Source organism: Pseudomonas fluorescens (assembly GCF_902497875.1).
Lineage (GTDB): Bacteria > Pseudomonadota > Gammaproteobacteria > Pseudomonadales > Pseudomonadaceae > Aquipseudomonas > Aquipseudomonas fluorescens_BR.
In genome coordinates this window covers 133,935-147,604 of sequence record NZ_CABVHY010000014.1, presented here as the reverse complement: position 1 = coordinate 147,604, position 13,670 = coordinate 133,935, and the positions used below count along the sequence as shown (strand labels likewise).

At 60.7% G+C, this 13,670-nt stretch carries 13 protein-coding genes; 12 read left to right on the top strand and 1 reads right to left on the bottom strand.

Annotated elements, in window-relative coordinates:
* The first annotated feature begins 28 nt into the window (after window positions 1–28).
* The 7 genes from nosR (at window position 29) to F8N85_RS16115 (ending at window position 8,704) form a co-directional block, all read left to right on the top strand.
* On the top strand, window positions 29–2,269 hold the full coding sequence (gene nosR / locus F8N85_RS16145) for a transcriptional regulator NosR (protein WP_150804557.1): 2,241 nt from the start codon (window positions 29–31) through the stop codon (window positions 2,267–2,269).
* Window positions 2,266–4,185 carry a TAT-dependent nitrous-oxide reductase gene (gene nosZ, locus F8N85_RS16140; protein ID WP_150804556.1) on the top strand — a complete coding sequence of 640 codons (1,920 nt, stop codon included), beginning with the start codon at window positions 2,266–2,268 and terminating at the stop codon, window positions 4,183–4,185. The genes nosR and nosZ overlap by 4 nt, the downstream gene beginning before the upstream one ends.
* Before the next feature lie 27 nt (window positions 4,186–4,212).
* Entirely contained in the window at window positions 4,213–5,523 is a 1,311-nt protein-coding gene (locus F8N85_RS16135; protein WP_150804555.1) for a nitrous oxide reductase family maturation protein NosD, read from the top strand.
* Window positions 5,520–6,443, top strand: a complete 924-nt coding sequence (locus F8N85_RS16130) for an ABC transporter ATP-binding protein (protein ID WP_150804554.1) — start codon at window positions 5,520–5,522, stop codon at window positions 6,441–6,443. The genes F8N85_RS16135 and F8N85_RS16130 overlap by 4 nt, the downstream gene beginning before the upstream one ends.
* Complete coding sequence (locus F8N85_RS16125) at window positions 6,440–7,270, top strand: ABC transporter permease (protein ID WP_150804553.1); 831 nt, start codon at window positions 6,440–6,442, stop codon at window positions 7,268–7,270. Before F8N85_RS16130 ends, F8N85_RS16125 begins: the two co-directional genes overlap by 4 nt.
* Before the next feature lie 34 nt (window positions 7,271–7,304).
* Entirely contained in the window at window positions 7,305–7,832 is a 528-nt protein-coding gene (locus F8N85_RS16120; protein WP_150804552.1) for a nitrous oxide reductase accessory protein NosL, read from the top strand.
* Between the two features lie 128 nt (window positions 7,833–7,960).
* Window positions 7,961–8,704, top strand: a complete 744-nt coding sequence (locus F8N85_RS16115; RefSeq protein WP_150804597.1) for an SDR family NAD(P)-dependent oxidoreductase — start codon at window positions 7,961–7,963, stop codon at window positions 8,702–8,704.
* Window positions 8,705–9,536: 832 nt separating this feature from the next.
* On the opposite strand, the gene F8N85_RS16105 is transcribed toward F8N85_RS16115, so the two are convergent.
* Window positions 9,537–9,902 carry a DUF6124 family protein gene (locus tag F8N85_RS16105; RefSeq protein ID WP_150804550.1) on the bottom strand — a complete coding sequence of 122 codons (366 nt, stop codon included), beginning with the start codon at window positions 9,900–9,902 and terminating at the stop codon, window positions 9,537–9,539.
* Window positions 9,903–10,635: 733 nt separating this feature from the next.
* Between F8N85_RS16105 and F8N85_RS16100 the strand changes: the two genes are divergently transcribed.
* Genes F8N85_RS16100 through F8N85_RS34555 form a run of 5 tightly spaced genes read left to right on the top strand, consistent with a single transcriptional unit; the run spans window position 10,636 to window position 13,643 of the window.
* A complete protein-coding gene (locus tag F8N85_RS16100) occupies window positions 10,636–12,108 on the top strand; it encodes a PAAR domain-containing protein (protein WP_150804549.1) in 1,473 nt (490 codons plus the stop codon).
* Window positions 12,105–12,719 (top strand): hypothetical protein, encoded by a 615-nt coding sequence (locus F8N85_RS16095; RefSeq protein ID WP_150804548.1) that lies wholly within the window; start codon window positions 12,105–12,107, stop codon window positions 12,717–12,719. The genes F8N85_RS16100 and F8N85_RS16095 overlap by 4 nt, the downstream gene beginning before the upstream one ends.
* Window positions 12,704–12,910 carry a hypothetical protein gene (locus tag F8N85_RS16090; protein WP_412072494.1) on the top strand — a complete coding sequence of 69 codons (207 nt, stop codon included), beginning with the start codon at window positions 12,704–12,706 and terminating at the stop codon, window positions 12,908–12,910. Before F8N85_RS16095 ends, F8N85_RS16090 begins: the two co-directional genes overlap by 16 nt.
* The gene (locus F8N85_RS16085) at window positions 12,907–13,518 is read left to right on the top strand and encodes a hypothetical protein (RefSeq protein WP_150804547.1); all 612 of its coding nucleotides are present in this window, start codon (window positions 12,907–12,909) and stop codon (window positions 13,516–13,518) included. Before F8N85_RS16090 ends, F8N85_RS16085 begins: the two co-directional genes overlap by 4 nt.
* A complete protein-coding gene (locus F8N85_RS34555; protein ID WP_191636194.1) occupies window positions 13,503–13,643 on the top strand; it encodes a hypothetical protein in 141 nt (46 codons plus the stop codon). The genes F8N85_RS16085 and F8N85_RS34555 overlap by 16 nt, the downstream gene beginning before the upstream one ends.
* Window positions 13,644–13,670: the final 27 nt, after the last annotated feature.

Sequence of the window (13,670 nt, the reverse complement as noted above, 5' to 3'; positions counted from 1 at the left end):
CCGCATGATCCCGCCTTTGAAGTCAGCCATGAACAACCCTCAGCCCTCGATACCTCGCAACCTGCGCTCCTGGAGCGTCGGGCTGGTGGTGATGCTGGCGCTGATGTTCGCAACCTTCGGTGCCGTGCAGGCCAAATCCTACGGCGACATCGAGCAGCAGCGCATCGAGAAAATCTTCCCGCAGACCGATTCGGTATCCGCCCCTGAAGGCACGTTCAAGGTGCGCACGCTGTCGGCGGCCGGCAAGGTCATCGGCTATGTGTTCCAGAGTCTGGATGTGGTCGATATTCCAGCCTACTCGGGCAAGCCGATCAATACCCAGGTGATCCTCGACCCTGCCGGGGTGATTCAGGACGCTTATGTCCTCGAGCACCACGAACCGATTCTGCTGATCGGGATTCCCGAAGCAAAACTTCACGCCTTCAGCGCCAAATACAAGGACATCAAGGTCAGCCAGCGGGTGGTTGTCGGCCACTCCAGCGACCCGAACGCGGTCACCGTGGATGCGATCGCGGGCGCGACGGTCACGGCGATGGTGGTCAATGAGGTGATCATGCGTGCTGCCCATGAGGTGGCCGTATCGCTCAAACTGGTCGAGGACGCGGCCGGCCTGGCGCAGAAACCCGCCACCGTGCGCAAGGACCTTTTCGAGCCCGCCACTTGGGAGCAACTGACCGGTAACGGCGCGATCCGCCGCTTGAACCTGACCCGTGGCCAGGTCGACGCAGCCTTCAAGGGTACCGAAGCCGAAGGCATTGACAATGCCAGTGCCGAGCAAGTCGATGAAACCTTTATCGAACTCTACGTCGCTGACCTGAATCCGCCGACCATCGGCCGCAACCTGCTGGGTGACAATCAGTACCGTTTTCTCATGCAGGATCTCAAGCCGGGCGAGCAGGCCATCGCCGTGCTGGGTCGCGGGCTGTTCTCCTACAAGGGTTCGGGTTATGTGCGCGGCGGGATCTTCGACCGGGTGCAACTGCGCCAGTTCGGCAACGTCATCAGCTTTCGCGACATGGACCATCAACGGCTCGACGACGTGTTTGCCAAGGGCATCCCCGAGTTCAATGAAATGTCGATTTTCATTGTCCGTGAACCAGCCAGGTTCGATCCGGGAGCAGCCTGGTCCCTGGAGTTGCTGGTGCGACGTCAGACCGGCCCGGTCAGTGGCACCTTCAGCAGCTTCGAACTGCCTTACCAAATGCCCGAGCCCTACCTGGAACGGCCGTTGCCCAGCGCCGAAGAACTGGCGGCCATCGAGGAAGCCAACCGGCCGATGTGGGTGACTATCTGGTATCAGAAACAGTTCCAGATCATGGTCCTCGGCGCGGCGCTGTTGTTGCTCACAGTGATCCTGTTCCTGCAGGACACCTTCACCCGCCGGCCGCGGTTTCTGCATTGGCTGCGCCGTGGCTACCTGATGTTTACCGTGGTGTTCATCGGCTGGTACGCCCTGGGGCAGCTGTCGGTGGTCAACGTGCTGACGTTTGTCCATGCGCTGTTCGAGAACTTCCGCTGGGAACTGTTTCTCACCGATCCGCTGATCTTCATGCTCTGGGTGTTCACCGCCGCCAGCATTCTGCTCTGGGGCCGTGGGGTGTTCTGCGGCTGGCTCTGCCCGTTCGGTGCCTTGCAGGAGTTGATCAACGAAGCCGCGCGCAAATTGAAGATTCCCCAGTACGAATTGCCGTTCGCGGTCCATGAGCGGCTGTGGGCGATCAAGTACATCATCCTGCTGGCACTGTTCGGCGTCTCCCTGGAGTCGATGTCCACTGCCGAGCTGTTCGCTGAAGTGGAACCCTTCAAGACCGCCATCACCCTCAGGTTCGACCGCCAGTGGTGGTTCGTGCTCTACGCGGTGGCGCTGCTGGTCATCAATATCTTCACCCGCAAGGTCTATTGCCGCTACATCTGCCCATTGGGCGCGGCGCTGGCGATTCCGACCAAACTGCGGCTGTTCGACTGGCTCAAACGCCGCAAGGAGTGCGGAGACCCCTGCCAACTCTGTGCCAAGGAATGCGAGATCCAGGCGATTCATCCCGATGGCCGGATCAATGCGAACGAGTGCCACTACTGCCTCGATTGCCAGATGACCTGGAACAACGATCACAAATGCCCACCGCTGATCAACAAGCGCAAGAAGCAACGCGGCAAGGCTGCACCGGTCAGCGCGCAACTCATACCTGTCGTGGAAGTGACGGCTCTGGATGAACCCCGCGAGCACACGTCCCCAGTGACTGTTTTTATTCCTTCAAGGAGCACCTCATGAACGACACAGAATCCAAAAAACCAGCTCAAGCAGCGGAACCGACTGGCCTGAGCCGACGCGGCTTCCTCGGCACCAGCGCGGTGACCGGTGCGGTGCTGGCCGGTGCCACGGCCATTGGCGGCGCAGTATTCACCCGCGAAAGCTGGGCGGCGGCGGCCAAGGAGTCGCAATCGAAGATCCACGTGGGTCCGGGCGATCTGGACGATTACTATGGTTTCTGGAGTGGCGGTCACCAGGGTGAAGTGCGGGTCATGGGCATCCCGTCGATGCGCGAGCTGTTGCGCATTCCGGTGTTCAACGTCGACTCCGCCACCGGCTGGGGCATGACCAACGAAAGCAAGCGGATCATGGGCGATAGCGCCAAATTCCAGAACGGCGACTGCCACCACCCGCATTTGTCCATGACCGATGGCAAGTACGATGGCAAATACCTGTTCATCAACGACAAGGCCAACAGCCGCGTCGCGCGCATCCGCCTGGATGTCATGAAATGCGACAAGATGCTCACCGTCCCGAATGTGCAGGCCGTGCACGGTCTGCGTCTGCAGAAAATGCCGCACACCAAGTACGTGTTCGCCAATGCCGAGTTCGTCATTCCGCATCCCAATGACGGCAGCACCTTCGACCTGCAGGACAAGAACAGCTACACCATGTTCAACGCCATCGATGCCGAGAAAATGGAGATGGCCTTCCAGGTCATTGTCGACGGCAACCTGGACAACACCGATGCCGACTACACCGGCAAGTATGCGGCGTCGACCTGCTACAACTCGGAGAAGGCCTACGACCTCGGCGGCATGATGCGCAACGAGCGCGACTGGGTGGTGGTATTCAATATTCAGCGCATCGAAGCGGCGATCAAGGCCGGCAAGTTCATCACCGTGGGCGATTCGAAAGTGCCGGTGGTCGACGGTCGTAAAACCGACGGCAAGGACAGCGCATTCACCCGTTACATCCCGGTGCCGAAGAACCCGCATGGCATCAATATGACGCCCGATGGCAAGTACTTCATCGCCGCCGGCAAGCTTTCGCCGACCTGCACCATCATCGCCACTGCCAAGCTCGACGATCTGTTCGACGACAAACTCAAGGAGCCGCGCGATGCGGTAGTCGGCGAGCCAGAACTGGGTCTGGGCCCACTGCACACCACCTACGACGGTCGCGGCAATGCCTACACCACGCTGTTCATCGACAGCCAGGTGGTGAAGTGGAACGTGGAAGAAGCCGTTCGCGCCTACACCGGCGAAAAGGTTAATTACATCAAGCAGAAACTCGACGTGCAGTACCAGCCGGGCCACAACCATGCATCGCTGACCGAAACCAGTGAAGCCGACGGCAAATGGCTGATGGTCCTGAGCAAATTCTCCAAGGACCGCTTCCTGCCGACCGGCCCGTTGCACCCGGAAAACGATCAGTTGATCGATATCTCCGGCGACGTGATGAAACTGGTGCACGACGGCCCGGCCTTCGCCGAACCCCACGATTGCATCATGGCCCGTCGCGACCAGATCAGGACCAAAAAGATCTGGGACCGCAACGACCCGTTTTTCGCCGAAACCGTGGCCATTGCAGCCAAGGACGGGATCAAGCTGGAGACCGACAACAAGGTCATCCGCGACGGCAAAAAAGTCCGGGTCTACATGACTTCGATGGCCCCGGCCTACGGCATGCCGGAATTCACCGTCAAACAGGGCGATGAGGTCACCGTGACCATCACCAACATCGACCAGATTGAAGACGTGACCCACGGCTTTGTCATGACCAACCACGGCGTGAGCATGGAAATCAGCCCACAGCAGACTTCCTCGATCACCTTCATTGCCGATCAGCCTGGCCTGCATTGGTACTACTGCAGCTGGTTCTGCCATGCGCTGCACATGGAAATGGTCGGCCGCATGAAAGTCGAACGCGTCTGACGGTCTCACTATGGAGGTAACGGTTCAATGGTCGATATCAAGGAAAGCCCGGTTCGCGGATCCCGGATAAAGTCCATTGCGCTGGTACTGCTGGTGCTCTCGAGCAGTGTCGGGGCGGTGGTGCAACCCATCACCGCGCTGCCGTTGCAGGCTGCTGGCGAGCAACGCTGGCGCTTGCCTGCCGGGGAGTACTCTGGCTCGTTCAGCGTCGATCAGCCGATGCAGATTCTCTGCGAACCCGGTGCGGTGTTTCAGGGCCAGGGGCAGGGCAATGGCTTGATCATCAGCGCGCCCGACGTAACGATCGAGGGCTGTACCTTTGTCGATTGGGGGCACGACATGACGGCCATGAACGCTGCGTTGTTTATCCTGCCCAAGGCTCATGGTGCGCAGATCAAGGGCAACCGGATGCAGGGCCAGGGGTTTGGTATCTGGGTCGATGGAACCCCGGATGTGAGCCTGATCGACAACAGCATCCAGGGTGATCCGACCATGCGCTCCCAGGACCGCGGCAACGGCATCCATCTGTATGCGGTGCACGGCGCCCGGGTCATCGGCAACCATGTCCGTGACACCCGCGACGGCATCTACATCGACACCTCGAACGGCAACCTGCTGCAGGGCAATACCCTGGAAGACCTGCGCTACGGTGTGCACTACATGTTTGCCAACGACAACCAACTGCTCGGCAACACCACTCGCCGCACCCGCACCGGCTACGCCTTGATGCAAAGCCGCAAGCTGACGGTGATCGGCAATCGCTCCGAACAGGATCAGAACTACGGCATCCTGATGAACTACATCACCTATTCGACCTTGCGCGACAACATCGTCACTGACGTACGCGACGGCGGCTCGACCGGCGACAGCATGATCAGCGGCGCCGAGGGCAAGGCACTGTTCATTTACAACTCGCTGTTCAACAGCATCGAACACAATCACTTCGAAGGCAGCGCGGTGGGCATTCATCTCACCGCCGGCTCCGAAGACAACCGTATCGCCGACAACGCTTTTGTCGGCAACCAGCGCCAGGTCAAATATGTCGCCACCCGTTTGCAGGAATGGTCGGTGGATGGCCGCGGCAATTACTGGAGCGACTACCTGGGCTGGGATCGCAACGACGATGGCCTGGGCGATGTTACCTATGAACCCAACGATAACGTCGACCGCCTGCTGTGGCTGTACCCGCAGGTCCGCTTGTTGATGAATAGCCCCGGGATCGAGTTGTTGCGCTGGGTGCAACGGGCCTTTCCGGTGATGAAATCGCCGGGAGTGATGGACAGCCATCCGCTGATGAAAGCACCCACCCAAACCCTGACCCAGGAGCCTGTGTCATGAATGTCGTCGAAATCGAAGGCGTCAGCCAGCGCTACGGGCAGACCACTGTGTTGCATGAACTGAACCTGAGTCTGGCGCAAGGTGAGGTGCTGGGCCTGTTCGGGCATAACGGCGCGGGCAAGACCACCAGCATGAAACTGATACTCGGTCTGCTCCAGGCCAGCGCAGGGCAGGTCAGGGTGTTCGGCCGGCAGCCCAGCGATCCGCAGGTGCGGCGGCTGCTCGGCTATTTGCCGGAGAACGTGACCTTTTACCCGCAACTCAGCGGTCTGGAAACCTTGCGCCATTTCGCCCGGCTCAAGGGTGCGCCGGTCGCCCAGGTCGACAGCCTGCTCGAAGAAGTCGGCCTGGCGGGCGCGGCGCTGCGGCGGGTCAAGACCTATTCCAAGGGCATGCGCCAACGTCTGGGTCTGGCTCAAGCCCTGCTCGGCGAGCCGAGGCTGCTGTTGCTCGATGAGCCGACCGTCGGCCTCGATCCAATCGCGACCCAGGACCTTTATCGATTGCTCGACCGCCTGCGCGGCCAGGGCACCAGCATCATTCTCTGCTCCCACGTATTGCCGGGGGTCGAGTCGCATATCAATCGCGCAGCGATTCTTACCCAAGGCCGGTTGCTGGCCCTCGGCAGCCTCGCCAGCCTGCGCGAGGAGGCTGGCCTGCCAACACTGATTCGCACCTGCGGGCTCAAGCGCGCCGGGCAATTGCAGCAGCGCTGGAACAACGCCGGGCATGTCACCCAACGCTGGGGGGTGGAAGGCCTGCAAGTGGCCGCGCTCAATGGCCACAAGCTCGGGCTGTTGCGCCAGCTACTGGCAGAAGACAGCCCGGCGGACGTGGAAATCCATCCACCATCCCTGGAAGATATTTACCGCTTTTACATGGGCCGCGCCGCTGTGGCAGCGACCGAGGGCGCGTTATGAAGCCGATCTGGAACATGGCCCGCAAGGAATTCAGCGACGGTTTGCGCAACCGCTGGTTGCTGGCGATCAGTCTGTTATTCGCGGTACTGGCCATCGGCATCGCCTGGCTGGGCGCCGCTGCTTCCGGGCAGTTGGGCTTCACCTCGATACCGGCGACCATCGCCAGCCTGGCCAGCCTGGCGACCTTCCTGATGCCGCTGATTGCCTTGCTGCTGGCCTATGACGCGATAGTCGGCGAGGACGAGAGCGGCACACTCTTGCTGTTGTTGACCTATCCTCTTGGACGCGGGCAGATCCTGTTGGGCAAGTTCGTTGGCCATGGCTTGATCCTGGCCCTGGCGACACTGATCGGTTTCGGCTGCGCGATGCTGGCGATCGCCGTGCTGGTCGATGACGTCGAACTGAGTCTGCTGCTCTGGGCCTTTGGTCGCTTCATGCTGTCTTCGACCTTGCTCGGCTGGGGCTTTCTCGGCCTGGCCTATGTACTGAGCAGTGTCTCGGCGGAGAAATCCACCGCGGCCGGTCTGGCACTGGGGGTGTGGTTCTTCTTCGTGCTGGTGTTCGATCTGGCGCTGCTGGCGCTGCTGGTGCTCAGCGAAGGCCAGTTCAGCCCGAAACTGCTGCCGTGGCTGCTATTGCTCAATCCCGCCGATGTGTATCGGCTGATCAATCTCTCGGGTTTCGAGGCCAGCGCCAATGGCGTTGGGGTGCTGGCACTGGGCAGCGACCTGCCGATGCCGGGCTCGATGCTCTGGCTGTGCCTGGCGCTGTGGGTCGCGGCGCCCCTGGGGCTGGCCTACCTGCTGTTTCGTCGACGGTCGACATGAATTTCAACTTTGGACATTTCTGGAGCATTTAACGATGAACAGGCGTTATCCGAATACGGCGCGGGCACTGGCCGGCCTGCTGGTCTGCCTGCTGCTGGCGGCCTGCGACAAGCCCGTACAAACCACCTACAGCGACGCTGCGTCGGCCTTCCACCCCAGCGATGAGTGCCATGTCTGCGGGATGATCATCACCGAATTGCCCGGGCCCAAGGGCGAAGTGGTCGAACCGACCGGGACCAAGAAGTTTTGCTCCACCGCGGAAATGCTCGGTTGGTGGTTGCAGCCGGAAAACCATCATGGCAATGCCAGGCTCTATGTCCATGATATGGGCCGCAGCTCGTGGGATTCGCCGGATGACTCCCACCTGATTGATGCGAAAAATGCTTTTTATGTGATCGGCACCGAGCTCAAAGGCTCCATGGGCGTGGTGCTGGCGTCGTTCTCCGAGCAGCAGGCCGCGGAACAACTTGCCGCCGACAAGGGCGGGCGCGTACTGCGCTTCTACGAAATCGACCAGGCGCTGCTCCAGCAGCAAACCGCCATGTCGCACATGACTCATTGATCGGCTGATCAGCCGAAACTGCATCGAGAAAATCTGATCGCCGTCAAGTCGGTATTTCTCCATCTGCTCAAAGATAGGGGTGTGTTATGTCCCCAGTGCTTGGCATCAGCGATGCCCAGGAGCAAATGATGAAGACCGAGTTTCAGGATCGTTTGGCGGTGATCACGGGTGCCAGTTCCGGGATTGGCCTGGCCTTGTGCACGGCGTTACTGGCCCGAGGCGCCAAGGTGTTGGCGATGTCGCGCACCCTCGGCGAACTGTCGGCCTTGCAACAGATCCATGGCGACCGTTTGCACTGGCATGCCGGGGATGTCACTTGTCAGGAGGACCTGCGCGGTCTCGCCGGGCGTGCCGCGGCATTGGGGCCGGTGGATTATCTGGTGCCCAACGCCGGCATCGCGGAGATGGCCGACAGCCTGGATATGGCAGCCTTCCAGCGCCAGTGGGCGGTCAATGGTGCCGGGGCGTTGAATACCCTGGCGGCGTTGCGCTGCGAACTGGCGAATCCGGCTTCGGTGGTGTTTGTCGGGAGCTTCCTGACGGGGTCGAGCTTTCCCGGGCTGGCTGCCTGGATCGCCAGCAAAGCCGCGCTGGTGGCCCAGGCGCGGACCCTGGCGGTGGAGTTCGCGTCCCTTGATGTGCGGATCAATCTGGTCTCGCCAGGGCCGACAGCCACTGCCATGTGGGACAATCTGGGCCTGAGCGAGCAGCAGCTGGATGTCCTGGCCGACAACCTGACCAAACGCTTGCTGCCCGGTCATTTCCTCGACGCCGCGGCGGTGGCCAATGTGATTGTTTTTCAACTGTCCCAGGGCGCCCGGGGTGTCTATGGGCAGGATTGGAAGGTGGATAACGGGTACACCCTGGGTTGATTTCAAAGATACTGCACAATTCCTGTGGGAGCGGGCTTGCCCGCGAAGGCGGCCTGACAGCCGAACTGTCTCCTGCGGATGTATCCAAATAAAATGTGGGAGCTGGTTTGCCTGCGAAGGCGGCCTTATAGCCAGCCTGTCTCTCGCGGATGTACACCGATCCACCGTGGGAGCGAGCTTGCTCGCGATGGCGGTCTGGTAGCCGACCTGTCTCCTGCGGATGTACCCAAATAAAATGTGGGAGGTGCGGTGCGGCGATCCGACTTGCCTGCGAAGGCGGCCTTATAGCCGACCTGTCTCTCACTGGTGTACATATCCATTCCTGCGGTAACGGCCACTTAGGGTTTCGCCCTTACGGCGCCTCCCTTTGGCAAACGCCGGAGTGCCGGCCCAGCCCAAAGGAAGCAAAGGTCTCGCCCCGAGCGTACGGCACCTCGCCAAGGCTCGGTGTTCCCTCGCTCCGGCGTCCATCAGGGGGCGCCGCAATGCGGCGGAGTCAGCTGCGCTGACGGCGCTTCGCGCCACCCCCCTGATGAACGCCTCCACTCGGCCTGCCGAAGGGGCGGGTAGATCAAGATCAGGATCAAAAGCCAAAGCAAAAGCGAGGCGGCCGACCGGCCGGCCTGTCTCCTGCGGATGTACCCAAATCAACTGTGGGCGAGCCTGCTCGCGATAGCGGCCGGACATCCGGCCTGGCTCTTGGGGATGTACCCAAATCCAATGTGTGGCTTGCCCGCGAAACGAACACCGCGGTTTTTCAGACTTTGCGCGTCATCGTTCTTCGCGGGCAAGCCACGCTCCCACAGGTTTTTTGCGCGCTCGACTGACGCGGTCAACCTGCCGGAGCTACCTGCTCCAACGCCTCATTTACCAACAACTGGCCCAGCTCGATCATCTGCTGAATCGCCAGCGCCACATTGCGGCAAGAGCCCTCGACATCGAATGCCAGCTCGCTGGCCAGGACATTGGCGCTGGCTAGCGTCTCGGAGGCGTTGGCCAACAGCGTTTCGGTGTTGAGACCAGGGACGACGGCGAAGATGTTCAGCGGCCGAGCGTCAGCGAGTCGAGATTTGTCGGACGGGGGTGGCAGGTAGTGATCCAGAGCCCGCTGGGCGGCCTGATGGAGTTTGTTGGAATTGAGGGATTCGTAGGGAGAAACATCAGGGATTTCAGGGGGATTGGGGGTGACCTTGTGCATGGTGAAGCTCCTATACCGAAGTTGGAACCACCGTGACCTGTCGCTAAACAAGTAAGGGTGGCAGCTGTACGCAGGTTAGCGAACCGGGGGTATAGGAGCCCGGCAGACCCGAAGGTCTCCCACGCACAGCCGCCATGACACGATATCGCGGGCATAAAAAAACGCCTGCAATGAAGTCTGGGGCGCTGTTGCGCCTACACCTGTTCGGGTCGCTAAACCCGTTCGCTGATTTTGCAGCGACCCGCAAAGATTAGCCGTCGGCCTGCATCAAAGCAACCCCGAAGACCTGTCGGAAAAATCCCGCTCCCACACATGATCTGCATCAGCCCACGATATCGTGATCAGCGCCGAACAAGCTTGCCCCAATGCCGATTAGTTCAGGAAAGGATTCGCCGAACACAAAACCTGTGGCGAGGGAGCTTGCTCCCGCTGGGTTGCGAAGCGACCCTGAAATCAGCCACCGCGAGTATTCAGATGGAACGCGATAACCGGACTACGACCGCTTCGCCCGAGCGCGGACCGGGCCACCGGAGCAAGCTTCCTCGCCACAATGGGTCGCGCTCGGATGATGCGGTCATCCCGCCGGAGCTATCTGCTCAAATGCCAAATCACTGCCCATTGGCTACCTGATTGCAGAATCGACCTACACCAGACAAAGACACGTCTGATTTATCTCCCCCATCGCCTTACCTAGCGTGGTCGTCCCTGCAGATAAAACAAGGACATACATCGCATGAGGCGTTATCACATCACCGTCGGGGCCAAAACTACCGTCGACGGCAGCGTGCGCACCGGCTGGCAGTACAGCACCATCAATGGCTTGGCCATGGCCCGCGAAGGCGATGAGGTCTATTGCCCGGAATGCGACAGCACCGGGGAGATTGTCTGCGACGGCCCGCGCCTGGTGGACCTGCTGGAGGGACGCAACGCCGCCCTGGACGGTGACCTCTGCAAGTGCAAGTGCGACCCGCCGCCGCGGCTGATTGCCAACCAGACCCTCAGGTGTCAGGAGATCGATGGTGGTGCCGTCGCGCCGCGTCCCCGGGCAGCCGCTCAACCCGCCGCGCCGGCCGCCGCCCGCCAATCGGTCACCGAGCCGCGCCCCTCCGGTTTCGCGCCTGCAGCGAGCCGTCCCACTCCGACCTTCGCTGAATTGCCGGGACGGGTCTGCGAGAACCTCTGGCTGGGGTACCAGCAACGAGCCGAGTCCGTCGTGGCGCCGGGCGGCAGGCTGATCGTCGACCCCAAGGAGCGCAACCGCGCGATCAATGCCGCCTACGCCCAGTTATGGCTGCACGATCAGCGCTTCCAGTGGGCGGGCCTCGCGGCTTTCGCCTCCAAGCAGGTCGGCTGTGGCCTGCTGCACGCCGCTGATTCGATGGAGAAGATTCAGGCTGAATATGAGGCCGGGGAGCGCTTGAGGAATAGCGCCAGGAAGGGGTTCTTAGGCTTGCTCAGCCGCAGTGAGCGGGACAGGCAGGCGAAACTGCGGGACTTCGAGCAGGCACAGCGTGACTACGAGCAAGCGCTCCGCAACAACCCGGTGCCGAGCATCGACCTCGGGCGCAACGACGAATCACTGTCGTACGCGCAGCAGCTGTACCAGTACGTGTACGAGATGTTGGCCATGGGCAATACCACGCTGTTTCTGGATGTGTTTCCGCTGCATGTTTTTTACCAAGAACGTGGGTTGAAGGCGCTCGAAACTTGCCTGCCTTCACGCAAAAACATTTATGGGCATGATGAGTACCCAGTGCTATGGCCGGTCGGGCAGGAGACGCTAGAGTTCGGTACTAACTACGAGGAAATCCTGCAAGCCTTCGAAGCCATTGAGGCTGGCTACGTCGCCAATAGTGTTGAGCGTCTGGCTTGGCACGAACAGCGGAATATCCTGCAACCGGCGATGTACAGCGACACGAAACTGGTAGCTCTACTGCGCGGCAACCATGTCTCTTACGTCACTGGCTTTCCGTCCGGCGCCGCTCAAGCCATCGAACTGACGCTGGCCAGCCAGTGCCGCCGCGTTGATGATGGACGCACGATTGGCTTCGGCAACAACCCTATGGCCAACCTGGCCGATCTCCATCAGCGCATGCCCTTCGTGCTCAATGCGGCGGCGCTGTTTGATGAGCTGCTGCAAGATGGCAATCGGCAGCGGATCGAACAGGCGATTCAGGATATCGCCGCGGGCCGGGGCGTGCGATGAGCCTGCTGCAACGTGTGGGTTGGCGACGCGCGGTATTTGCACTGGCGGTCACTGCCCTCCTTACGGTGGCGGCGATTCAAGTGCATTCGAGTGAACCGGAAATCGCACTGATGATTGGCGAGCCCTGGGAAGCCATGCGTCAGCGCTCCAGCGCCACCATTGACCCAGCTATTCCCGGGCATTACTGGGGGCGATTGCCGAAATCAGATGCCCGCCTTCGTTTCATAGACCCCCAATACGGGTTCGTGACCCCACTGGCTCGCTTCTTCACCATTAGTTTCGATGATGAGCGGGTCGGAAATGTCCGTATGTCCCCGCAAATCGAGCCGCTATTGCTCGACGATACGCTCAAAATCGTACTGGATTTGCAGGAGCAGTGGCGCCAAGGCGGCTGGAGACCCATCCGGGTCAAGGACGATCCACCGTTCGCCGACACGCCGCAATGGCGTGCCCGATTGCGCGACGTGAATAAAGGCGGGACGTCTTATTGGCAAGCGGGCAACCAGTATCAAGCAATGTTGGTGGTTAATCGCTTCAGGGACGATAAGCGCCCTACAGAGGAGCGCTACCTCATCAAGCTGGCGCTGGCCAGGCCATGGGTGAAGCCATGATCCTGCGCCTCGATGACGGACGCACCATTGGTTTCAGCAATAACCCCATGGCCGACCTGTCCGATATCGAGCAGCGCATGGCCTTCGTGCTCAAGGCCGCGGCGCAGTTTGACGAGCTGCTGCGAAACGGCAATCGCCACCAGATCGAACAGGCGATTCGGGAGATCGCCGCAGGTGGGGGCGTACGATGAGTTGGCTCGCGCAGGTGGGCTGGCGACGTGGCGGGGTCGGGCTAGTCGTTGTCGCACTCCTTGCATGGGGGGCTATTGAAGTGCAATCGGAAAAGGAAATCGCACTGGTGATTGGCGAGCCTTACGAGTCCATGCGCCAGCGCTCCAGTGCAGCCATTGGACCCGCCATTCCGGGGCAGGTTTCGTTCAACATTCCCAAGTCTGATGCCCGTCTGCGTTTCACTGACCCGCAATACGGGTTCGTGACCCCACTGGCCCGCTTCTTCACGGTTATTTACCGTAATGAGCTGATCAACAGTGTACGGATGTCCCCGCAAATCGAGCCGCTATTGCTCGACGATACGCTCAAGGTCGTGCTGGATTTACAGGAGCAATGGCGCCAAGGCGGCTGGAGACCCATCCGGGTCAAGGACGATCCACCCTTTGCCGACACACCGCAATGGCGTGCCCGATTGCGCGACGTGAATAAAGGCGGGACGTCTTATTGGCAAGCGGGCAACCAGTATCAAGCGATGCTGGTGGTTAATCGCTTCAGGGACGTTAAGCGCCCTACAGAGGAGCGTTACCTAATCACGCTGGCGCTGGCCAAGCCATGGGTGAAGCCTTGACCCGGCACCTTGATGACGGACGCACCATTGGCTTTGGCAACAACCCCATGGCCGACCTGGCCGATCTCCATCAGCGCATGCCCTTCGTGCTCAAGGCCGCAGCGCGGTTTGATGAGCTGCTGTAGCACACTGATCGAATCCAGGCCGCCTTC